The 22700-nt window shown below is 40.2% G+C and carries 18 protein-coding genes; 9 read left to right on the top strand and 9 right to left on the bottom strand.

The genetic code is table 11. From position 1 onward, the window contains the following. The first annotated feature begins 186 nt into the window (after positions 1–186). Complete coding sequence (locus A379_RS08985) at positions 187–1563, top strand: L-serine ammonia-lyase (RefSeq protein ID WP_040727608.1); 1377 nt, start codon at positions 187–189, stop codon at positions 1561–1563. Between the two features lie 73 nt (positions 1564–1636). Then, positions 1637–2269 (top strand): YchE family NAAT transporter, encoded by a 633-nt coding sequence (locus A379_RS08980; RefSeq protein WP_040727607.1) that lies wholly within the window; start codon positions 1637–1639, stop codon positions 2267–2269. A 66-nt stretch (positions 2270–2335) separates the two neighbouring features. On the opposite strand, the gene coaBC is transcribed toward A379_RS08980, so the two are convergent. Continuing rightward, the gene (coaBC, locus tag A379_RS08975) at positions 2336–3547 is read right to left on the bottom strand and encodes a bifunctional phosphopantothenoylcysteine decarboxylase/phosphopantothenate--cysteine ligase CoaBC (protein ID WP_040727606.1); all 1212 of its coding nucleotides are present in this window, start codon (positions 3545–3547) and stop codon (positions 2336–2338) included. Positions 3548–3677: 130 nt separating this feature from the next. On the opposite strand from coaBC, the gene A379_RS08970 reads away from it, so the two are divergent. Then, on the top strand, positions 3678–4175 hold the full coding sequence (locus A379_RS08970) for a LuxR C-terminal-related transcriptional regulator (RefSeq protein WP_040727604.1): 498 nt from the start codon (positions 3678–3680) through the stop codon (positions 4173–4175). Between the two features lie 46 nt (positions 4176–4221). Here the strand turns inward: A379_RS08970 and A379_RS08965 are convergent, their stop codons facing one another. From A379_RS08965 to A379_RS08945, 4 genes are all read right to left on the bottom strand, one after another. After that, a complete protein-coding gene (locus tag A379_RS08965; protein ID WP_040727602.1) occupies positions 4222–5529 on the bottom strand; it encodes an FAD-dependent oxidoreductase in 1308 nt (435 codons plus the stop codon). A gap of 11 nt (positions 5530–5540) precedes the next feature. After that, on the bottom strand, positions 5541–6596 hold the full coding sequence (locus A379_RS12790; RefSeq protein WP_051145126.1) for a c-type cytochrome: 1056 nt from the start codon (positions 6594–6596) through the stop codon (positions 5541–5543). A gap of 311 nt (positions 6597–6907) precedes the next feature. Further along, positions 6908–8221: an FAD-dependent oxidoreductase gene (locus A379_RS08950; RefSeq protein ID WP_051145125.1), complete on the bottom strand. Its 1314-nt coding sequence runs from the start codon at positions 8219–8221 to the stop codon at positions 6908–6910. Between the two features lie 14 nt (positions 8222–8235). After that, complete coding sequence (locus A379_RS08945; RefSeq protein WP_040727601.1) at positions 8236–8667, bottom strand: hypothetical protein; 432 nt, start codon at positions 8665–8667, stop codon at positions 8236–8238. Positions 8668–8940: 273 nt separating this feature from the next. Between A379_RS08945 and A379_RS08940 the strand changes: the two genes are divergently transcribed. Continuing rightward, on the top strand, positions 8941–12354 hold the full coding sequence (locus tag A379_RS08940; protein ID WP_040727599.1) for a mechanosensitive ion channel domain-containing protein: 3414 nt from the start codon (positions 8941–8943) through the stop codon (positions 12352–12354). A gap of 75 nt (positions 12355–12429) precedes the next feature. Here the strand turns inward: A379_RS08940 and A379_RS08935 are convergent, their stop codons facing one another. Continuing rightward, positions 12430–12822: a thioesterase family protein gene (locus tag A379_RS08935; protein WP_040727597.1), complete on the bottom strand. Its 393-nt coding sequence runs from the start codon at positions 12820–12822 to the stop codon at positions 12430–12432. A gap of 103 nt (positions 12823–12925) precedes the next feature. Here A379_RS08935 and radC point away from each other — a divergent pair, with 103 nt between their 5' ends. After that, positions 12926–13606, top strand: coding sequence for a DNA repair protein RadC (gene radC, locus A379_RS08930; RefSeq protein WP_040727596.1), 681 nt, complete (start codon positions 12926–12928; stop codon positions 13604–13606). A gap of 373 nt (positions 13607–13979) precedes the next feature. Here radC and A379_RS08925 read toward each other — a convergent pair whose 3' ends face one another. Next, positions 13980–15902 carry a PhoX family phosphatase gene (locus A379_RS08925; protein ID WP_232744833.1) on the bottom strand — a complete coding sequence of 641 codons (1923 nt, stop codon included), beginning with the start codon at positions 15900–15902 and terminating at the stop codon, positions 13980–13982. A 327-nt stretch (positions 15903–16229) separates the two neighbouring features. Between A379_RS08925 and rpmB the strand changes: the two genes are divergently transcribed. Beyond that, positions 16230–16466 (top strand): 50S ribosomal protein L28, encoded by a 237-nt coding sequence (gene rpmB / locus A379_RS08920; RefSeq protein WP_029408318.1) that lies wholly within the window; start codon positions 16230–16232, stop codon positions 16464–16466. 11 nt (positions 16467–16477) lie between these two features. Further along, positions 16478–16630 carry a 50S ribosomal protein L33 gene (rpmG, locus tag A379_RS08915; RefSeq protein WP_028485767.1) on the top strand — a complete coding sequence of 51 codons (153 nt, stop codon included), beginning with the start codon at positions 16478–16480 and terminating at the stop codon, positions 16628–16630. A 116-nt stretch (positions 16631–16746) separates the two neighbouring features. Here rpmG and A379_RS08910 read toward each other — a convergent pair whose 3' ends face one another. Together A379_RS08910 and A379_RS08905 are read right to left on the bottom strand one after the other, a co-directional pair. After that, entirely contained in the window at positions 16747–19518 is a 2772-nt protein-coding gene (locus A379_RS08910; protein WP_051145124.1) for a diguanylate cyclase, read from the bottom strand. Positions 19519–19587: 69 nt separating this feature from the next. Then, entirely contained in the window at positions 19588–19797 is a 210-nt protein-coding gene (locus tag A379_RS08905; RefSeq protein ID WP_040727576.1) for a hypothetical protein, read from the bottom strand. 179 nt (positions 19798–19976) lie between these two features. Between A379_RS08905 and mutM the strand changes: the two genes are divergently transcribed. After that, the gene (mutM, locus tag A379_RS08900; RefSeq protein ID WP_040727575.1) at positions 19977–20804 is read left to right on the top strand and encodes a bifunctional DNA-formamidopyrimidine glycosylase/DNA-(apurinic or apyrimidinic site) lyase; all 828 of its coding nucleotides are present in this window, start codon (positions 19977–19979) and stop codon (positions 20802–20804) included. 126 nt (positions 20805–20930) lie between these two features. Further along, complete coding sequence (locus A379_RS08895) at positions 20931–22688, top strand: choice-of-anchor I family protein (RefSeq protein ID WP_040727572.1); 1758 nt, start codon at positions 20931–20933, stop codon at positions 22686–22688. Positions 22689–22700: the final 12 nt, after the last annotated feature.

Raw genomic sequence — 22700 nt, 5'->3', positions numbered from 1 at the left:
AATACGCATAATAACGAGTCATTGGGCAGATTTTTAGCCTGAAGATAGAGGATTATAGCCGTTTTTATACGTTCATCGACTCGTGCAAAGGTCTCTATTTATAACAATCATAAGAGTTTGTTTCTTTTCAACTATTTTTCATCGGTGTATTATTGAAACAACTTCCCACTATTTAGCTTGGTTATTATGTTTATAAGCGTTTTCGATATTTTTAAAATTGGGGTTGGCCCTTCTAGTTCTCATACTATGGGGCCAATGATTGCGGCTGAAAACTATATTGCGTTAGTGAACTCACTCTTAAAGCAAAATCCTGATTTCAAGGTTGCTCGCATAAAATGTACCCTCAAAGGCTCTCTGGCTTTTACAGGAAAAGGCCACGCCACAGACAGCGCTGTTTTATTGGGTGTTCATGGTTATAAACCAGAAAACCTTATTGAGGTTGATATCCCCATTTTATTAGGGCAACTTAACAGCCCAACCTTAATCAGCCATTTAACAACCGAGCTCATGTTTGATCCAGAGCACGATATCAAGTTTGATTTTGGCGATGCCCTCTTTCAACATCCAAACGGCATGATTATGGAGTGTTTAGATGAGAACGGTGAACGCATTCATCATGAAATCTACTTCTCTATTGGCGGTGGCTTTATTACAACCGTTGATGAAATCAACTCTATTGAGGCGCCCATAAAAGGCGAACCCGCCAAGCTATTTCCCTATCCTTTTAATAACGCAGAACTCATGTTGGAGCTAGCCAATCAAAACCAAGTATCCATTGCCGAAATGAAGCTCACTAATGAAAAAGAACATTTATCCGATGTGCAAATCAACAAACAAATTAACAAAATTTGGCAAGCCATGAAAAGCTGTGTTGAAAACGGGCTAGAAGCAGAAGGCATTTTACCAGGAGGGTTAAAGGTAAAACGCCGTGCCAAAAACCTCTATACTCAACTTAAAAATGAACCCGCAACGGGCAACGTAAATGACTGGTTGTGTGCTTATGCCATGGCCGTTAATGAAGAGAACGCTGCAGGGCACATGGTGGTTACCGCGCCTACAAATGGGGCTGCAGGCGTTGTGCCTGCTGTACTCTACTATTTTATGGAACATGAAAATGGCACTCTAGAAGATGTAAAAACCTTTTTATTAACCGCGGCCGCCATTGGGGGCTTAATCAAACACAATAGCTCTATTTCGGGTGCCGAGGTAGGTTGCCAAGGTGAAGTCGGTTCTGCCTCGGCCATGGCCGCAGCGGGCTTGTGTGCGGTAAAAGGTGGGATTCCTGAACAAATTGAACAGGCTGCCGAGATGGCTCTAGAACATCATTTAGGTATGACCTGTGACCCCGTAAAAGGATTAGTGCAAGTACCTTGTATTGAACGTAATGGCTTTGGGGCCATTAAAGCTTACACATCTTCATCGATTGCATTGCGTGAAAGCGGTGAACACATTATGCCATTAGACAGCTGTATTGCCGCTATGAAAAAGACTGGAGATGAGATGTCTCATAAATACAAAGAGACCTCTCTAGGAGGGTTAGCGGTTACTTGGGTAGAGTGTTGATTCATTAAAAAAGGTCTTTTATACTCCATCCATATCATCAACTCATTAGAGACTCCGTGGAGAGTAAAGCAACATGCTCGATTATGCAGAATATTTTAAGATTTTGATTGGTTTAATCGCCATCGTTAACCCCGTTGGTGCCATCCCTTTATTTATCAGTATGACCGCTGATGAAACCCCAAAAGAACGCCAAACCACCATTAACCTTGTGGCCATTGGCGTTATCAGCATTTTGTTGGTTTCTCTGTTCTTTGGTGAAGCCTTACTGCAATTCTTTGGCATTACCATTGACTCATTCCGTGTTGGCGGTGGCATTTTAATTTTATTAATGGCCATCTCAATGCTGCACGGTAAAACCAGCCCCGCTAGACAAACTAAAGAAGAGGCGTATGAGTCAGAACAAAAAGAATCTGTCGCCATTGTGCCGCTGGCCATGCCGCTATTAGCAGGCCCAGGTGCAATCAGTACCGTTATTTTAGCCGCACACAAATCTACCAGCGTGCCGCACTATCTAATTGTGGCCATAGGGATTGTTTTATTAGGTCTTATTATTTGGGGACTTTTGCGTTTATCACCATGGATAACCCGTCATAGCAGCACCACAAGTATTAATATTTTTACCCGAATTATGGGATTAATATTGGCCGCCATCGCCGTTGAGTTTATCGCCAACGGCTTGCGAGGTCTGTTTCCAGTCCTGGCATAAAAACAAGGTTTAACGAAACGTTATTGGTAAGCGGTTGCCATTGCTGAAAATCAATAAATATGGCATTTATTGATTTTCAGCCATAGCCTTTAACAAAGCCATGGCTTGTTGGGTTTTTGATGAGGTTGGGAAGGTTTGCTGTTGAGAAGCGGTAATCACTGTTAATGAATTCACATCTGCCTCAAACCCTTGAGTGTCACCCACCTGATTAGCACAAATCATGTCGAGTTTTTTACGCTGTAATTTGTCTTTGGCGTACTCAATCACATTTTGAGTTTCTGCGGCAAAACCCACCACAAAAGGCTTATCGGTTTGTTGCGCCACCCAAGCAACAATATCTGGATTCTTAACTAACTGAAGTGTCATCTCATCACTGTCAGCTTGCTTTTTAATCTTTTGCTCTGCAATGTCAGCAACTCTAAAATCGGCAACCGCTGCGGCACTAATAAAAAATGACGACTGCGCATATTCTTGTTGCACCGCCTCAAACATTTGTAACGCAGAGCGCACATTAATGCGTTTTACCTTATCGGGTGTTGCCAACTGAACTGGACCTGCAATTAGGGTGACATTCGCCCCCGCTTGAGCGGCGACTTGGGCAATGGCAAAACCCATTTTTCCTGAGCTTCTATTACCAATAAATCGCACAGGGTCAATGTTCTCAAAAGTAGGCCCTGCACTAATCAGCAATGATTTTCCTTGCCAAAAGGTTTGTAAATCTGACCAGGCCTGGTAATTTTCTTTTTGCTGTTCAGCAACCGCAATCACTTCATCAAATATCTGCTGAGGTTCAGGCATTCTACCCTCACCCACTTCACCACAAGCCTGCTCACCCGAACCAGGTTGCAATAACGTCCATCCTCTTTGCTTTAAAACAGAAACATTCTCTTGGGTGGCGGCATTGCTCCACATCAATCGGTTCATGGCTGGGGCTAAAACAATGGGTTTATCGGTCGCTAAAATCAATGTGGTGAGTAAATCATCAGCACGCCCCATTCTAAATTTGGCTAAGGTTTCTGCTGAGGCGGGAGCAACCACAATCACATCCGCCCATCGTGCCAACTCTATATGCCCCATACCTGCTTCTTGATTGGCATCAAACAAACTATCACGCACAGGGTTGCCAGATAACGCTTGAAAGGAGAGCGGCTGAATAAATTCTTTAGCGCCCGAGGTCATCACCACTTGCACTTGGTGGCCTGCCTTAATAAACAGACGCGTCAGCTCTAAAGATTTATAGGCGGCAATCCCACCTGTCACACCAATCAGTATTTTCATATTCGTTTCATATTCAAAAAGTACACTACGCTTATGATACCGAGTTTACCGCATGAACGAATAACTATTTATCACTCTTATGATTAGGTAAACTAACGGTGTAAACCTCAAATATATAAAGGGTTTTAACATGAATGTTGTACGTTTTAGTTTAGGAGTATTTATTATCCTGTTTTTAACCTCGTTTGTAGATATTCTCTACGACTGGGATGGAATGGGAGGATTAAACGCCCATATCTTAGTTGAGATGTTTATGGGGTTAATGTCCTTAATCGCATTTGGTGTTTTATTATTTACCTCTTGGCGGCAAAAACAAGTACTGCAAAAAATGGGGAATAATCTTACTCAGGCGCAAGAAGCACTCGATAGCGCTCAACATCAAAGTAAAAAATTGATGGGAGAGTTTTCCAAAATCATACAAACCCAGTTTGACCTTTGGAATTTTACTCAAAGTGAAAAAGAGGTGGCCTTACTTCTTTTAAAAGGTCTGACTTTAGACGAGATTGCATCGGTACGGGAGACGAAAGAGAAAACGGTTCGTCAACAAGCGTCAAACCTATACAAAAAAGCCGGCATATCAGGCCGGCATGAGTTAGTTGCTTTCTTTTTTGAAGACTTATTGATTTAGCCATTTAATCAATCAACCTTATCTAAAGTCTCCGTTTAGAAGCGCTTTAGGAGAAGGTATCCGCAAATAAATTACCAGACCAATGGAACATTGAACGATAATTTTCTGCACTCGGCGCGCCAGAGGCATATTTATCTACCACACTGTTAGGAACCACATCGACTGGCTGCATTTGTTTGCTTGTAGGATTGTATTCATAAACAGCGGTTAACCATGACGCGGTTGTGGCAGATACTGGGCTATAACAAGCTGAATTGGTTTTTGGTGCGGGGTCAGGTGCCAAACCTTTTAATGCACGTAAAATCGCATCGGCACAAATCTTCGCTTCTGAGTTACCAATATGACCTGCTTTTGGCAAACCCGTTCCTTGTGAATCACCAATAATATGAATATCCAAACCTACTGCTTCTAATGCTCCATTGAGCTTGGTAGATTCATAGGTTAATGCATTTATTGGTGCCCAATTTCCTTCATTTAACCCTGCTGTAAAGACAATGGGCCCTGCTTTTTGGTTTGGTATGACATTTAAGGTGGTCGCACTATCTGTAACTTCTGTCGGTTCTGAACCAACGGTATAAGTCACACTCTTAGCATCAGAATCAACACGTAATACGGTTGCACTATGAACGTACGTCACACCATAGGTCGCAAACATCGCTCCAAAGGTATCCGCTTCAACGGTAATTGCAGCATTGGCGTCTAACACTTTTACGGTACAGCCAGTATATCCTTTGGTGTTTTTAAGGTAGTCCGCTACCACACAAGCACGCTCATATGGCCCTGGAGGACAACGATAAGGAGCCTTTGGCACAGTCATAACAAAACTGTCGCCATCTTGCATGGCATCAATTTGTGCTTTTAACAGATTCGTTTGCACTCCCGCTTTCCATGCGTGAGGAACTTTAGTAAAGTCATGGCCTGGTACGGATTCAAAATCAATTCCAGGGGCAAGTATCAACTTATCATAGCTTACCGTTGCGCCACTTAATAAGGTAACAGACTTATCGGTGTTATTCACCGCCGTCACCGTGTCATGTATCATGTTTACGCCATATTTTTGACTGTGATTGATATAGTTAAAACTTAACTCATCAGTCGTCTTTTGGTTATTCAAAACCAAATTACTTAAAATAGGCGAGATATAGGTTGAGTTTGGTTCAATAATGGTTACTTGGACACTTAACCCACCCCACATTTTTAGATATTTAGCAACGGTGGCTCCTGCAAAACCGCCGCCAACAACCACAATGTGTGGCAAGCTATCTGCGGCTTTTACCAGGCCTGGTAAAGTGGTTGCGGCAAAACCAAGACCCAGTGCTTTTAATAAACTTCTACGTGATAATTGATTATTCATTTTCACTTTCCTTAATCATCGTTATCTGAGCTAGGTTGCGTTGCTAACCATGCGGCTAAAGCTTCTATTTCAGCGTCGCTATAACCATGTGCTTGTGCTTGCATAATTAGGTCTTCTTCACCCGCTTGAATCTCTTTCATCTCTTCAATAAGTTCCCTGGCGCTTTCACCCGCAATACTGTCCCAACTCGTGGTTGAATGACCATTTGTTCCATGACACTGAGCACATTGAGAAGCTAATAAACGACCCGTTGTTAAGGTATATTCATTAACGGGTGTGTAAACCGTTGTTGAACCCGTTTCATTATCATCGTCGTGATCAGAATCTTCGCTGTCAGGCGTACCATCATTATCATCATCGTCATCACGATCATCACTTAAACCATCATTATCATCATCACGGTCATAGATATCATCAATCCCATCGCCGTCGGAATCATGGTTATCTACTTCATCAATATCATCAGTACCGTCATTATCATCGTCAGCATCTTCTGAGTTAAAAGAACCATCGTTATCATCATCGTTATAAAGATCAGGGATATCATCACCATCTTTATCTAAAGGGTCATAGGTCACATCTCTAACGACAACGCCATCTGGTAAGGTTAGGGGCAAGGCTAAAGGAACATCCGCAACGCCATCTCCATCAGAATCTACCCCAACACGAGTTAATGAAAGCGGAACATACCCTAACTCAAGGTTTTGTGACATATTGATTAAACCACTGGTCACTAAACCTGAATTTATTTGAATAGCGGTAATGACTCGGTTCGCAATATCATCTTCATTGGTTGTCATCACTAATCGACAATCGACATTATTAGGCAATGAAATTAAGAATGGATGTTGACTTGTACCGTCATTGGTTGAGTTAACGTGATAATAGGTGCCATCGGCACAAAAGGCTTCTATTAATGTTCCTGGAACCGTTCCGCTTACCACACTGGTGGTGCTTGTCGTAGTGGCTAAAGCTGAATCGGAGCTACTGCCTCCACCACCGCAAGAGGCTAATAGTATCGCCATGGATATCCCAGAGAGTACAAATGGGGCTTTTATTATTTTCATAGCCACTCCTAGTTAGTTGTAGTTAGTTATGTATATTTTAAAAAATGTAAAATTTTTACTTAATAATACATGAAATAACCACATAAAACAGAGGGCAAATGTCTAATAGGACATATGTCTTAGACAGATATCTAAGCTAGATTCGAATGTATTTGTGCGTTAAACCTACTGCTACGGGGCGGTTTGAAGGCACAAAAAAGCCAAACCTTTTTAAGGTTTGGCTCTTTAACACCCTTTTAGAAAATAGCCATATGAACAACCTGACTATTTTGGGGTAACCCTGTTTTTATATACAACAGGCCTGGTAAATTTTAACCAAACGTATCGGCAAACAGGTTATTTGCCCATTTCAACATCGCATTCAAATGTCTCTCTGATGGTTCATCTGCGGTATTACCTGCACTGACTTCCATTTGCAAAGTAGCAGGGTTATAACGCCAAGCTTTTCCAGCCCAATTAATTTTGGTTTGAGTAACGGGTGCAGAACAACCAACGGTAGTAATGGGGGTTCCATATGGGGAATCTCCCGCCATAATTCTTAAAATGGCATCCGCACAAATTTTGGCTTGAGCATTCGCTGTTTGCCCACCTTTTACCTGAGCTGTCGCTTGAGAATCGCCTAAAACGTAGATATTCTCTTTGCCTACAACGGTCGATTCATAGGTCAGCGGATTAATGGGGGCCCAATTATCAACATTTAAACCCGCAGTAAAAATTAACGCCCCCGCTTTATGGTCTGGTATTAAATTGATAACATCCGCTTCAATGGTTTCAGCGGCACCAGCCACCCCACCAATATATTCAACAAAAGTTATTGAACGCCCAGATCCATCTGCCGCACCTGAATTAACACTTTGCACTTCAATATCATGTCGATATTCCACACCAAACTCATTATATAAAGCATGAAACATATCCGCTTCAATCGAGATATCGGACTGCGCATCAAGCACGACCACACGCGCATTTTTATTATTTACTCTTAAATAATCCGCGACAGTGCTGGCTCTTTCATACGGCCCAGGAGGACAGCGATATGGGAGTTTGGGCACTTTAATTACCAAGGTGCCATTTTCTGGAAAGTTTGCCAATTGCTCTTTTAATAACACCAATTGATCTCGCCCACTCCAAGCATGTGGAATTTTAGTACGATCCCAACCTGGAATATCAATAAAATCAATACCAGGAGAGAGAATCAATCGGTCATAATTCAGCGTTGCACCACCCCCTAAAGTCACTGTTTTATTGGTTGAGTCAACATTGGTAACAAGTTCTTGAACTACATTAACCCCATGAATATCTTGTAAGCGGCTATACCCAAAATCCAAACGATCCACTTCCAGTTGATTGGTCACGACCATACCGCTCAAAATGGGAGAACTGTATTTTGTATTGGGTTCAATTAAAGTCACATTAACCGTATCTTTACCCCAGATTTTAAGATACTTAGCAGCCGTTGCACCTCCAAACCCTCCTCCGACAACAACAATATGAGGAGGTGCAGCTTGAACAGGAAAAACAGACATACCAGCTAAACCTGCAAAGAGACCCATACCTGTTTTTAATAATTGACGGCGCGACCAAAGAGCCTGACGGACATCTAAATCTACTGTTGATTTACCCATGATTACTCTCCTGTCTAATTTGAAACGTAGCTGATTTCTGGATAATAAGACTTTAATAAGTCCACCTCAGCCGAGGTATAGGCCAATGCATGCAAATGCATCATATCGTCACTATAAATACCTGCGTCTTGATAATCATTCATCCAGTTACTAATTTGACGACCACCTCCCCATAAATCGGGCCAATCCCTTACAGCGACACCAAATGTTCCATGACATTGAGCACATTGAGACGCCAACAATCTTGCTCCTGCTGGGAGTGCATCAACACCAGCCGAATCAACGGTTATTCCCGCATAATTTACACTCGTAATATCAAAATAAATTCCACTATCAATTATCTTGTCTTCACTAGAAGACTCAAAACACCCTTGTAAAGCGAGTACAGATAAACCAATTAAAATAAACCAGCTCAGTTTTACCGTTGTGTGGACACTTCTATTCACTTCCCCTCTCCTTTTCGTATTTACACTTATACGATATAACTAATTAAGCCATATAAAAACTAGGGAATTTTAGTAAAAAACAGTATTTATAAAATGTGGTAAAACGTCTTCACCCAAAAGGAGCATAAAAACAGAAAAAGCAGTTAATTTAGGGAGCTAAAACTGTTTTAGAAGAATCCATAAAAATAAAATATAACTATGAATTGCGTTCAACTATCGGTGTAATATTACAGATAATGTGTCACACACTAATTTATGAGAGAAGAGGTTCTAATGCGATTCGCTATTATTTTTATCTGGATATTCAGTTTATTAGCAGTGAGCCAAGCCTCTTTAGCGGAAACCTCTCCAGCCATTAGCCAAACAGTAGCAACTTCTTCAATCTCCGTTGACTCTATAAAAACGCTTAACCAAGCGGTGAGTCAGTCTGATGCGCTAACCGAATCTGAAAAAAGTGATTTATCACTCCAACTAGAGCAAGCAAAATCTTGGGTTTTATCAAACTCAAAATCACTTGAGGTGCTAAAAAACCAACAACATGACGTTTTAGTGGCTCAAAAACATGAGTTAGAACGCAATATCGCACTAAAAGAACTCGAAACAGAGAGAGAGATCACACAAAATTTAACAAAATCTTCCGTTTCAAATGAAGACTTATACAGCATATTGACCCATGCACAAAAAGAGTTGGATTTAGCCAATAGTAATTATTTAAAGTGGGACAACACGCTTAATCAATTTCAGGTTCTTTCTGTTGGTGGTTCACAACAAAAGCTTGAGTTGGAACAATCCTTATCTAAACTGAATGAAAGTGTGACAAATTCACTCAATGCAAGACAAAACGATTTAACTGAACAAGTCTCACAATTGACCTTTAAAGCACGAAAACAGCTACTCGAAAACAATCTTAAACTGTTAAATTTTCAATTAGATAATCTAAGAAGTTTGACTAAAAATGCCCAGGTGGAACGAGATTATTGGCAGAAAAACAAAAGCCTTCAGTTAAAAACAGTTGACCATTTACAGGACGTTTTACAGACACAAAAAACAGAACAAGCACAAACAGAACTTGAGCAGACTGTACAAGCTCAATCTGACCCTTCAAGCCCGTTATACGCTATTCAAAATAAAATCATTGAGGTACAGCAAGAAAAAGCTGCCCTGGTTAAACAAGAACAAGAGATTCAACAACAGATTAACTACATCACCACAACCAACAATGCCATTGAAGCGGATTTTAGCCGAGATAAACAGATTATGGCCTTGGAAGGGTCTAGAGATATTGTTGCTCAAGTTTTACATAAACGTGTTGAAACCTTAGCGACTTACCGCATTAAAGAATCCAAGACACTTAAAATCAAAGACCAACTCAACCATACTGTCTTAGCTCAAATGCTGCTCAGTGAAAAACTACGTACCGCAAACTTACAAACCCCTAGCGACCTGTTAAATCAGACCTTAAATAAAATTAAGATTACCGACCCCGTTGAACGTAACAACATTGAATCTCAATTAATCCAAATTCAAGCCAAGTACATTGAGTCGGCAAATGAGCTACAAACCTTTTATCCTGATTTTGTCAGCAAACTTTCAGAACTAAACTCGCTCTACAATAAACGTAACCAATTGATAAATGAGTATTCGCAATTTTTACATAACAACCTTTTATGGCTGCCTAATGTTCAAGTCAATTCGTTACTCTCTTTAGAGGCTTTAACTCACAGCTTAAAGTGGTTTTTTGCGCCTGAAAACTTAAATGCACTTCTGGCGGATATTAAAGAGAGTTATGCCAAGCAAACGACCGCAATATTCGTGTGGCTAATGCTCATTATTGCCTTAATTTTCATGCGCTCACGTTTTAAACGAGGTTTAAAAGAAAGTGCGACACATATCACCTCCATTCGTACCGACTCATTTATTTATACGTTAAAAGCCGTTGGGTTTACTTTTGCACTCTCTGTCACCATTCCGTTAATATTCATTGGTTTGGCCAGTTTATTCAATGACCTTAGTAACCCATCAGAATATACCCAAAGACTTTCAAACAGCCTAATCAATGCAGGAATATTGCTGTTTATATTAGGAGGTTTACAACAAATTTGTCGTAATAATGGCCTAGCAGAAAAACATTTTCGCTGGCAAATAACCACGTTTAAGTCAATCTACAAAGAGCTGAAATGGGCGCTACCTATCGCCGTTTTGCTCATTATGGTGATTGGTTTAAACACCGACTCTACAGGGCCTTCTGATCGACAATTGATTGGTCGAATTGGTTTCATTACACTCATGGTTTTATTGATTATTGTTCTATTAAGGCTTTGGGGGCCTTCTAGTAGTATCATCCGTACCGCCAACAACCAGCTCAAAAAACATAATTGGATGCAGCTACACTTTATTTGGTTCCCTGTTTTACTGCTGATTCCTGCCTTTTTAATTTGGAGTACGATTTCAGGCTATTACTACTCATCCTTACTCATTGCTGAACGCATAAACTGGAGCATTGGACTCATTTTAATTACCTATATATTGAGAGAGTTATTACTACGCAATATCTATTTATCTGAAAGAAAACTGCACTTTGCCGAAAAGGTAAAACAACAACAGGCATTTATGGCGGCAAAAACAACAGATGAAAACGCACCCAAAGAGAGTTCAGAGCTACCGACAATAGAAGTTGAAGAGCTGGACTACGACAAACTCAACAACCAAGTAAGACAAACGATTAATTTAGGGTTCTTTTTAGCACTTGCTGTTGGTTTATGGCTATTATGGGGAGACCTATTATTGGCTTTAAACCTCATTAATGACAGCACCCTACCGCTAACCAAATCACAAGTTATTGATGGCGTTGTGCAGCAAGTACCACTGACTCTGGGCGATTTATCACAAGGTCTGTTATTAGGTATTGTGACGTTGCTACTGGCCAAAAATTTGCCTGGAATTTTAGAATATACCCTGCTCAAATACCTCCCCATCAGCAATGCGGCAAGATATGCGACCAGCTCATTAACGCAGTATATTATTGCCATTATTGGCTTTATTCTTATATTTAGAGCGCTGGGAATTGAGTGGTCAAATATTCAGTGGCTGGTTGCCGCTCTTTCGGTTGGTTTAGGGTTTGGTCTACAAGAGATTGTGGCCAACTTTGTAAGCGGGATTATTCTGCTGTTTGAACAGCCTCTACGAGTGGGCGATATTGTGACGGTGGATGGCGTAACGGGCAAAGTCTCAAAAATCCGCATCCGTGCTACCACCATTGTTAACTGGGACAGACAAGAACTGGTTATCCCTAATAAACAGATTATTACAGGGCAGCTCATTAACTGGTCACTCTCTGATCCAATCAATCGCATTAAAATCGATGTTGGTGTCGCTTACGGGAGTGATGTTAAGCTTGCCATGAAATTAATGAGTGAAGCGGCTGACGAGCATATCGAGGTATTAAAAGAGCCTGAGCCGAGCGTTATATTTGAAAACTTTGGCGATAATGCTTTACAGCTCTCATTGAGAGCCTTTACTGAAGATTTAGAGAACTTACTTGGCATAAAATCTCAACTTCGTAATGCCATTAATGACAAACTGAATCAGGCAGGCATCGTGGTGGCGTTCCCACAAAGAGATGTTCATTTAGACACTTCTGAGCCATTAGAAGTACGGTTTACTCGTAGCGAAAAACCTGCAAACTAAAGTGAATAAAGAAACTTACCAGGCCTGGTAAAAAATGCCATGACTCACTCGCTCTAAGTTTGCATGGCAACAAAATTAATTCTGGTTTGAAATATTATCTAACGGCTCAAATGCCGTTGGACGACCCCTTTCATTTAACGCTACCCCTAAAGTTCTGGCTTGTAGCATTAAGGTATCATCAACACTGCGGTATATTTTTTGTACAAAAGCGTATTTAACTCGAGAGACTTTCTCAAGTTCAACAGTAATATAAAACGCATCTCCTGGTTTGAGAGACTGCTTGTAATCCAGCTCCGCACGCACTACAACCAAATGAATGCCTGCTTGTGCTAAATGCACAAAATCTACGCTGTTTTCTAGCAAAAATTCATGACGACTGTGCTCTAAATAATTCTGATAAACAGAATTATTCACCACTTTTTGAATATCGCACTCGTAATCACGAACTTTCATCTCTATTTTAAACATTGCTAAATTGCGTCCTTATACGTAATATAAAAATCAAGTTTACCAGGCCTGGTAAATTTAACACTCGATATTATCAAAAACATCGATAAAGAGATAGAAAACCATGGCGATAAGCGACTGGCATGAAAACGACCGCCCCCGTGAAAAACTGATTAAATTTGGTGAACACCATTTAAGCGACGCTGAACTCCTGGCGATATTTTTGCGGGTGGGCGTAAAAGGTAAAAGTGCGGTCGATTTAGCGCAAGATTTACTCAATGAATTTGGCAATTTACATAATTTACTCAATGCGAATGAAACCGAATTTTGCAAAGCCAAAGGCTTAGGCCAAGCCAAATATGTTCAGCTTAAAGCGGTATTAGAGATGTCACGCAGGCACTTTCAATCTAGCCTAGAAAAAGGCAATGCCTTTACCAGCCCAGAACTGGTGGCACAATTCCTTGCTCACGAACTCGCCCATCAAAACCGAGAGCGCTTTGCCATACTACTTTTAGACCAGCAGCACCAACTGATTGAACTGCAAATACTCTTTGAAGGCACACTTAATCAAGCTGAGGTTCACGCCAGAGAAGTGGTTAAAGCCGCCTTAAACGCTAATGCTGCAGCGGTCATTCTTTCTCACAACCACCCTTCAGGCGATCCAAGCCCCAGTCAAGCCGATATTCAACTTACAAAAACATTAAGCCAAGCACTAGAACTGATTGAAGTCAGAACTTTAGATCATATTATTATTGGTGATAAAGGTCGTTGGCATTCAATGGCACAGCATAATCAAATGCCATAAATTGAATTCACACCCTAAATCAAAAAGCTATGGCATAAACTGAACAACCGAAAATTATGATGGATTTTCCACGGTTTAAAAATGAGGTAAGCGTATTTTATGGTTGATAAAACAAAAGATTTAACCACAAAGACACGAAGAGTTTTAAAAGCTAACACTTGTTTTATTTGAACAAATAATGAACCTAAGTGTAACGGGTTATTTGTTCTGAAGTTTTATAACTAAAGTGTTTATGACGCATTAATTAAAATGTATGGACTCTGTTTATCTCATCATTTTTACTCTTTTTTTAATCTTCGTGCCTCCGTGTCTTCGTGGTCGTTTTTTTTACAAAACTAAATAATCAATCACAAAATACACTTACCCTAAAAATTTAAGCGATTTGATGACCATCTTGATGCCAAATTGCAATCACCGTTGAGCGTGCGACATCACCATATGGAAAATGTGAATTACCTTTTTCACCAGGATGTTGAATACCCACAAAGATGGTTTTTTTATCTTCGCTATAAGCAAACCCTGTTACCTCACACTCTTTAGGCCCCACCATAAAACGCTTTATTTCACCCGTTTCAGGATTAGCTAGCAACATCTGATTGTTGCCCATACCAGCAAAATCCTCGTTATCAGAATATTTACCGTCGGTTTGAATCCAAAGCTTACCTTGGCTATCAAAATGCAGACCATCTGGTGCATTAAACATATTGCCACTAGTCACATTTTTTGACCCTGCTAAAAACCCTTTTTTATGTACAGCTGGATTACCCGCTAAAACAAATAGATTCCAATTAAAAGTATCTGCTGCATGATTATCTTCTGTTGGAATCCAACGAACCACTTGACCATATTGATTTTTTTCACGAGGATTTACCCCAGCTACTGGTTGGGCATCGCCTCCTTTATTAGGCTTTAGGCCACGATTTTTATTGTTGGTCAAGGCACAAAAAACTTCAGCCTTATTGGGGTTAACAGCCACCCACTCTGGTCTATCCATTGTCGTTGCCTTCACCTTAGAGGCAGCTTGACGAGTATGAATACAGATTTCAGCCTGACTCATTCTAGTTGCTTGTGGGGTTAAAGCCAACCACCCTCCTGAACCATCGTCATTAAACTTAGCAACATATAATGTACCGTTATCCATCAAATCATCAATATCCGCATCCGCATCCGCATGATAACTATTGGTTGATATATAACGATACAAAAATTCACCGCGCTCATCATCCCCTAAATAAATAACCACTTGCCCTGTTTTGGCAATAACAAGCTCTGCATTTTCATGTTTAAAACGACCTAAGGCGGTTCTTTTTTTAGGTTGACTATTTGGATTCCCAGGGTCTATCTCAACGACATAACCAAAACGGTTTGGTTCATTTGGGGTAACCGCTAAATCAAAGCGTTCATCATATTGCCCCCAAGCATACCCTCTGTCCTGATGAGAGATACCATAACGTTTAAGTTCCGAACTAAGAATCCATTCAGAATCAGAACTTTGAAAAAATCCATTAAAGTTTTCTTCGCAGGTTAAATAAGTCCCCCAAGGAGTTACGCCACTGCCACAGTTATTTAAAGTCCCTAATGATTCAACCCCCTTAGGGTCAGTCTTGGTTTGCATAAGTTTATGCCCACTTGCAGGCCCGGTAATTTGCATTGGGGTAAACGCATGAATACGGCGATTAAACTTTGAATCTTTAACGACTTGCCAGCCATTTTGATTTTGTTTAACCTCTACAATAGAGACACCAACGGCCAATTTAGCCTTCAAAGCATCTTCTTCACTCTCAGGCAGTCCAGAGGCGCGATTACTATAAAAAGAGCTAAAGTTAATATACTCATTATTAATTGCCAATAACTCTCTACCCTGAAAACTAAAGTGCTTCATGCCATCATTGTTATCGCCAAAAGCCAAGGCTTGAGATGATGAAGAGACTAATTCTTGAGGGTTAAACGCCTCACCTTTTGACCAAAGCGGGTCTCCCCAACTAACGAGGGGCTGCCAGTTGAAACCTTTAGGAAGGCTAATATTGTCCTCGGTATTTGCTATAACATTTTCTAAAGAAAAAATATCAAACTTATCAGGCGTTACTTTAGACAGTGCTTGGGCTAACGAAGATTGAACAAATAAACCACTACCAAATAAAAGAGCACTACCTTTAAAAAAATCTCTACGACTCATCGCTGAATCTAATACATCTTCAAAATCAACTCTATCAGGAGCAGGTCGTTGCACTTCATCAAATTCGTCACACGATAGTTCTGACAAGGCTTTAACACTCTTTTTATTAAAATGAGACACTTTCTTAACACTCCCAGCTAGGTAATCAATAATATCAGCCGTTGATTATCTAAAATTATCTAGAGTTGCTTTATTAACCTTTAATGACAGCCTATTCACTTCTTTTTCAACCTTTTCATTGATTTTTAGCTTAACTCTAATCTGCTTTTTGTACATTAAGACCTAATTCTATGTAATTAAACTTGCAATTAGCTCTGGTTTTATGGATAATTCCGCTTCTTATTTTTAACGTTACCCACATAGCGTTTTAAATATAGAAATATTCGAATATTTTTATTTATTTGGGTCCCGTTTAGGGGTTCAAACTGTTTTTAGAAGGATTGTGAAATGTCTAAAGTATGCCAAGTTACAGGAAAACGTCCTGTCGTAGGTAACAATGTTTCTCACTCTCACCGTAAAACTCGTCGTCGTTTCTTACCAAACTTGCACACGCATCGTTTTTGGTCTGAAGCTGAAAGTCGTTTTGTTAAGTTACGTGTTACCGCTGCTGGTATGCGTATCATCGACAAAAACGGAATTGACGCTGTGATCGCAGATATGCGTTCACGTGGTGAGAAGGTCTAAGGAGACTAACCATGCGCGATAAAATCAAATTACAGTCTACTGAGTCTGCTTATTTTTATACTACGGATAAAAATAAAAAGAACATGGCTGGCAAATTCGAGATCAAGAAATACGATCCAGTAGTTCGTAAACACGTCTTGTTCAAAGAAGCAAAAATCAAATAAGTCTTACCCAGATAGATTTGAGACCAACCCAGTTCAAAAGACTGGGTTTTTTTATGCCTAAATTTTAATTCAATATTTAAAAGCACGGCAAGATAAACCAGTTAGTTCAGATAAAGCTAGAGTAAACTGCTACTCTTTTTTATATGCTTAAGGCAGTCCGTTTTTTTGACTACTTCAAATACCAAAGCATTTCGGCCACTCTGTTTCGCCTGGTATAGACCTTTATCCACTGCACCATAAATATCATTGGCACGACAGCTTTCAGGAACCGATTCGCAAAATAAAGCACCAATAGACACGGTCAACACACCCTTTGGAGAGGTTGGGCTGGGTAGGTTCAACGCTTCTATTGCCAAACGCAATTCATCTAAGTGCATTTCAAAATCCTCAGCCTTTGAGTTGTCACATAAAATAACAAACTCTTCGCCACCCACTCTGAATACAAAATCATTTAAACGGTTAAAATGGTTTTTAATCACGTCTGCGACTTGCTTTAAAACGGCATCACCTTGCTGGTGTCCGTAGCTGTCATTGATACCTTTAAAAAAGTCAATATCGAGCAAGGCAATCGAAAATGAACCGCCATTACGGCTTGCACGGCTCAACTCAACCTCAATCACCTCATTAAAGTGGTTACGATTGTATACACCTGTTAACAAATCATTAATAGCGAGTCTTTGTAGACGTTTTTTATCACTGATATCAACACGAGTCGTCCAAGCCCCAACCACTTCATCGCCTGTAAAATCTGGCGTAATCGTCACATCAACAAAATACTCCTCTCCATTTTTGGTCAGCCCCCTTAATTCGCCCTGCCAAGATTTTCCCGATTGAACAAGTTTGTGGAGCTTCTCAACGACCTCATCAGATAGGTCTGGATGCTTTAAAAAAGTATGAGGTTTATTTAATAACTCTTCTCTTGAATAACCAATCATGGCCGCAAAACGGTCACTCACCCACTTTAACTTTAAATCTCTTAAATTCGTGTAGGTTGCTAAGGATAGGTCGTTAATTTGGTCAATATAAAGTTTTTGTTTCTGTTTTTGACGCTGAATAATAAAGACAATAAACAGTAAAACTGCCCCCAACAATAGAGCAAAAAGCACCACTTTAATCAAAGTGGAATTATCTGTTTTTTGCACCATTTCAAGTTGAATCCAGCGATTGTAGATCTCATTACGCTCTGCTGGTGTGATACTTTTTAATGCTTTATCTAAAATACTAAAAAGAACTGGATTCTCTTTAGAAACCCCTATAGACAAGTCAAAGCGCTCTATATTACTGCCAATTACATGTAAACCATCTAAACCAAAACGTTTAATGGTGAAATTAATAGATGCTAAGTTCCCCATATAAGCTTGTGCCTTACCATCAATAACGGCCTTCAACCCCTCTTCAATACTCTGCACAAGAAAAGGGTTGATTTTTGGGTAGTCTCTTTTCAGTAGTTCTTCAGACCAGTAGCCTTCAACAACGGCCACATTTTGCCCATTTAAAACATTGTAATTTTCAATATAACTTAACTTTTTAGACGCAACCAAAACCATTGGAAATGACAAATAAGAATCGGTAAATTTTAACCACTGTTTTCGCTCTTCCGAAGCAACGGCACAGGATAAAATCTCAACTTCACCCTTAGTCACTTTATCCATCACCTCCGCCCAGGTTTTGTCTTTAAAAGGCTTAAACTCCACTCCTAAACGTTTGGATATCAAGCCAAAATAATCGGCAGCCATACCACTGTATTCACCATGTTCATTAACATATTCAAAAGGCTCCCAATTTCTATCATTACCAATATTAATTACGGGGTGTGTATCAAGATAATTCAACTCCTCTGCGGTATAGAGCGTGGATGCCTGCTTAAACAAAAAGTTTTGGATATTAATATTGTCGAGTTCAGTTTGAGTAATTAGACCATTCTCTTTTGCATCTGCCGCACTCGCTAACAATTTCAAAGCATCAATCTGGCCTATGCTGTTACTACCAGACTTAACATATCTTGTTGTCGCAGCGGCTTCGGCTAACAGGGCATCACGATCTTTTACCACGGGGTAGCGCTTCATTAAATAATCAACAACCTCCTGTGGGTGCTTCAAAGCATACTTCCACCCCTTAATGGTAGCCGCCCTAAAAGAGGCTACTTTTTCAGGAAAACGATTGGCAAACTCTTTACTGGTAAAAATAAGGTCTCCATAAGACTGTATTCCATAGGTTTTGGGGTCTAAACGATAGTAAGTGACACCTTGCTGATCAAGGCGATAGGGTTCGTTAGTGTTATAAGCGGCGTAAAAATCCACCTTTTTATCTATAAAGTCTTGTAGATTTCCTGATGATGGAATAATTTTGATTGGTTGATCAACAACAACGGAAGCTTTATTCAATAAAGAGTGAATCTGTTGATTTCCAAAATGCATAACAGATTTGCCTGAAAATTCAGATAATTCATCCACTGGCTGATGAGCTAGTAATACCATTGGGGAAAACTGGAACGATGCCATCACCAGTTTTAATGGCGCCCCTTTTGCATAATCACTAATAATTGAGCTATAACCCGTAGCAAAATCGGCGCGCCCTGCGAGTACTTCTTCAACCGTGGAGAGACCTGATTTCCACGACTTAACACTCACCTCTAACCCTTCTTTTTCATAATACCCTTGCATTTGCGCAGCATAAAAACCCGCAAACTGAAATTGATGATTCCAGTTTATTTGCACCGAAATAGGTGTTAAAGAGTCATTTTGGAGAGTCGTATTTGTGGCTATTTGAGAAGTATTTGCTAGAACCGAAGTCGTAAAAATCAACAGTAAAGAAAAAAATATAAATAACCCCACGCCCCCTTTAACGGACTGAGACAGAGCTAAGGTTAGAGATTTATTTAAATTCATTTAGGCAGTATAAAACATTTTCTTAAATTCAAAACAGAATTATAAAAAAGAGTGGTTTTGTTCTAAACGTTAGTGCACTTCTTGTCGATAATAATTGGCTTTTGCGGCTCGCATGGCAGGTGGTGTTTTATCATAATCACTTAAAACAGGCCTGTCTTCAAAAGAGCGTTTAGCATCAAATGCCTCTTCACTATTAGCAAAGGCGGCTACAACACGCACCCCAAATAGTACAACATAGTCGCTGCCATTAAACTCGACTAAATAATTTGAATTTGTCATGATACCTCCTTACAGTATCGCTTACTTTAGTTATCGGCCAATAAACCAATAACTTATTGAGTTTCTTGAAACCTAACAAATTCTATGCCTAAAGAGCAACTTGCAATTTGACGGATTTCTGACGTTTTTTGCTCGCTTTGTTTACAATGTAGCCAATGCAATCATAACTAGAAAAAACCATGCCTGAATTACCCGAAGTAGAAACCACCCGCAAGGGCATCACCCCAAAAGCCAACCAACAAATCATTAAACAATTTATCATTCGTAATGCAAAATTACGCTGGCCTGTTGATTTAACGCTTACCGATAAACTACCAGGCCTGGTCATTCAAGCGATTAACCGACGTGGCAAATACCTGTTACTTAAAACTGAACTTGGCACATTAATGATTCATTTGGGGATGTCTGGCAATTTAAGAGTGCTACCCGAAAACACTCCACCGCTAAAACATGACCATATTGATATCGTTCTAGAAAATGGGTATTTAGTGCGCTTAAATGACCCACGCCGTTTTGGTTCAGTATTGTGGCACCCTGCCACAAATGGCTCAATTGAAGAACACAAACTGCTCGCAAAACTCGCTCCTGAGCCGTTAACGGATGCATTTAATGGCAACTACTTTTATGAAAAAACGCGCAATCGTAAAGTGGCTATAAAAAGCCTAGTGATGAATAGCTCGGTCGCAGTAGGGGCAGGCAACATCTACGCCAATGAATCGCTTTTTATGAGTAACATCCACCCAGAGACCCAGGCCTGTAAACTTTCTAAAAAACAGTGTGATGTGCTCGTTACTAATATCAAAAAAGTCTTAGAAGCGGCCATTAAACAAGGTGGAACCACCTTAAAAGATTTTATGTCACCCGATGGCAAACCTGGCTACTTTGTTCAAAAACTTAATGTCTATGACCAGGCTGGCAAACCCTGCCCTGTTTGCAGCACACCCATTGAACGCATCATCCTCAACCAAAGAGCGAGCTATTTTTGCCCAAAATGCCAAAAAAAATAACTTTTCTTAATTAGGCTTAAATAGTAAAACTGTAAAAAACCTATCAATAAAGTGTAACCAAATTAATACGTGTAAATATCTATTCTAGTAGTTTTACTATCAACCTAAAACTAGAGAGTCATTACTATGCGTTTAAAACCTATTGTTGCTGCCCTGCTAACACTATCACTTGTTGCTTGCGAAGAAGAAACGACCAATAACGACACAAAAACCATCACTTTGAGTGAACAAGCTCGTTATGAATCTGGTGTTTTTGATCAAAGTGCCGCCGAGATTGTCGCTTTTGATGCGACTACCGAACAAACTTTTGTGGTCAATGCGAACTCAGGCCAAATTGATATTTTAAATAGTTCCGACATCAGCAATCCAACACTAACCCAATCCATTGACATTGCAACAGACCTAGTGACAGCGACCGTTGTTGCCAATGTAGGTTTGGTAGGTGCAGCCAACAGCGTTGATGTAATCAACGGTTTAATGGCTGTGGCCGTTGAAGCGGGCACTAAAACTGATGATGGCTGGGTTGTCTTTTATAAAATTTCAGATTTGTCTTATCTCACCGCTATTCAAGTAGGCGCTTTACCCGACATGCTGACTTTTACACCCAATGGCTCTCAACTTGTTGTAGCTCTTGAAGGTGAGCCAAGCTCGGACTATAGCGTAGACCCTGAAGGTGAAATTTCAGTCATTGATATTACCTGGGATGGCACAACGCTAAATACGATACTGACTGAAATCGGTTTTACTGATTTTAATGTTGGTGGTGGTAGAAACGGAGACCTTCCATTAGATAAAATGGTTATAGATGGCTACAGTGCAACGAACGGAGATAATAAAGCAACCATTGCTGAAAGCTTTGAACCTGAATATATTACCGTTAGTTCTGATAACGCTAAAGCCTATGTTTCACTTCAAGAAAATAATGCCATTGCGGTGGTTGATTTAGCGACCAAAACCATTGATAAAATTATTGGTTTAGGCTTTAAAGACCACTCTATTGCTGGTAATGCTTTAGACGCAAGCCAAAAAGATGGTGTTAACATCAAAAACTGGCCAGTAATGGGTATGTATATGCCCGATACCATTGCCAGTATGCAATACAATGGCAAAACCTACCTGTTAACCGCCAACGAAGGGGATGACCGTCAAGACTGGTTAGACAACGTAACAGATCAAGCGAGCTGTGAAGCAGCAGGCTATTACTTTGATAGTTCAGATAACTGTATTGATGCTTTTAGCGCTAAAGATTATTACGATACCTTTAATGTCACTCTTAACTCTGGTTTAGCAACCAATGGCGGCTTTGGTGAAGATGATGAACTACGCCGTTTAAAATTTTCTTACCATACAACCGTTGCTAAGAATGGCAATGCCACATTCTTTAATGAGCTTTATGCATACGGAGGTCGTTCTTTCTCTATTTATGATGCCGAAACGGGCGAACAAGTCTTTGATTCAGGAGAGGATTTTGAAACCATCACGGCTGAAAAATATGCAGATGGATTTAACAACGATAACGCTGAAAATACTGGCGACGATCGCTCTGACAATAAAGGCCCAGAACCCGAAGCCTTAACAGTTGGTGTAGTAAACGGTAAAACTTATGCCTTTATCGGGCTAGAGAGAATGGGTGGAATTATGGTTTATGATGTTTCAAACCCAACCAAACCTAGCTTTGTTGAATACGTCAGCAACCGTGATATGACAAAACAACCAGACCCAACCAACCCAGACTTTGATGCCAACGGTGACTACGGCCCAGAAGGCTTTAAATTTGTTTCGGCAGAACACAGCCCGAGTGGAAAACCCCTGTTAATTGTTGGTAATGAGGTCAGTGGCACAACCACGTTCTACAATATTGAAGAAACCTTAATAGCAAAATAACCATAAAAATTA

This window comes from Thiomicrorhabdus sp. Kp2, assembly GCF_000478585.1.
Lineage (GTDB): Bacteria > Pseudomonadota > Gammaproteobacteria > Thiomicrospirales > Thiomicrospiraceae > Thiomicrorhabdus.
The sequence above is the reverse complement of the archived record's forward strand: the minus strand, read 5'-3'. Positions and strand labels throughout refer to the sequence as shown.

Bases quoted from the DNA above. Each gene is read 5' to 3' on its own strand.
- mutM (WP_040727575.1), top strand. From the start codon at position 19,977: ATGCCTGAATTACCCGAAGTAGAAACCACCCGCAAGGGCATCACCCCA.
- A379_RS08935 (WP_040727597.1), bottom strand. From the start codon at position 12,822: ATGTTTAAAATAGAGATGAAAGTTCGTGATTACGAGTGCGATATTCAA.
- A379_RS08980 (WP_040727607.1), top strand. From the start codon at position 1,637: ATGCTCGATTATGCAGAATATTTTAAGATTTTGATTGGTTTAATCGCC.
- A379_RS12790 (WP_051145126.1), bottom strand. From the start codon at position 6,596: ATGAAAATAATAAAAGCCCCATTTGTACTCTCTGGGATATCCATGGCG.
- rpmB (WP_029408318.1), top strand. From the start codon at position 16,230: ATGTCTAAAGTATGCCAAGTTACAGGAAAACGTCCTGTCGTAGGTAAC.
- A379_RS08905 (WP_040727576.1), bottom strand. From the start codon at position 19,797: ATGACAAATTCAAATTATTTAGTCGAGTTTAATGGCAGCGACTATGTT.
- A379_RS08910 (WP_051145124.1), bottom strand. From the start codon at position 19,518: ATGAATTTAAATAAATCTCTAACCTTAGCTCTGTCTCAGTCCGTTAAA.
- radC (WP_040727596.1), top strand. From the start codon at position 12,926: ATGGCGATAAGCGACTGGCATGAAAACGACCGCCCCCGTGAAAAACTG.
- A379_RS08950 (WP_051145125.1), bottom strand. From the start codon at position 8,221: ATGGGTAAATCAACAGTAGATTTAGATGTCCGTCAGGCTCTTTGGTCG.
- A379_RS08985 (WP_040727608.1), top strand. From the start codon at position 187: ATGTTTATAAGCGTTTTCGATATTTTTAAAATTGGGGTTGGCCCTTCT.
- A379_RS08970 (WP_040727604.1), top strand. From the start codon at position 3,678: ATGAATGTTGTACGTTTTAGTTTAGGAGTATTTATTATCCTGTTTTTA.
- coaBC (WP_040727606.1), bottom strand. From the start codon at position 3,547: ATGAAAATACTGATTGGTGTGACAGGTGGGATTGCCGCCTATAAATCT.
- rpmG (WP_028485767.1), top strand. From the start codon at position 16,478: ATGCGCGATAAAATCAAATTACAGTCTACTGAGTCTGCTTATTTTTAT.
- A379_RS08940 (WP_040727599.1), top strand. From the start codon at position 8,941: ATGCGATTCGCTATTATTTTTATCTGGATATTCAGTTTATTAGCAGTG.
- A379_RS08965 (WP_040727602.1), bottom strand. From the start codon at position 5,529: ATGAATAATCAATTATCACGTAGAAGTTTATTAAAAGCACTGGGTCTT.
- A379_RS08895 (WP_040727572.1), top strand. From the start codon at position 20,931: ATGCGTTTAAAACCTATTGTTGCTGCCCTGCTAACACTATCACTTGTT.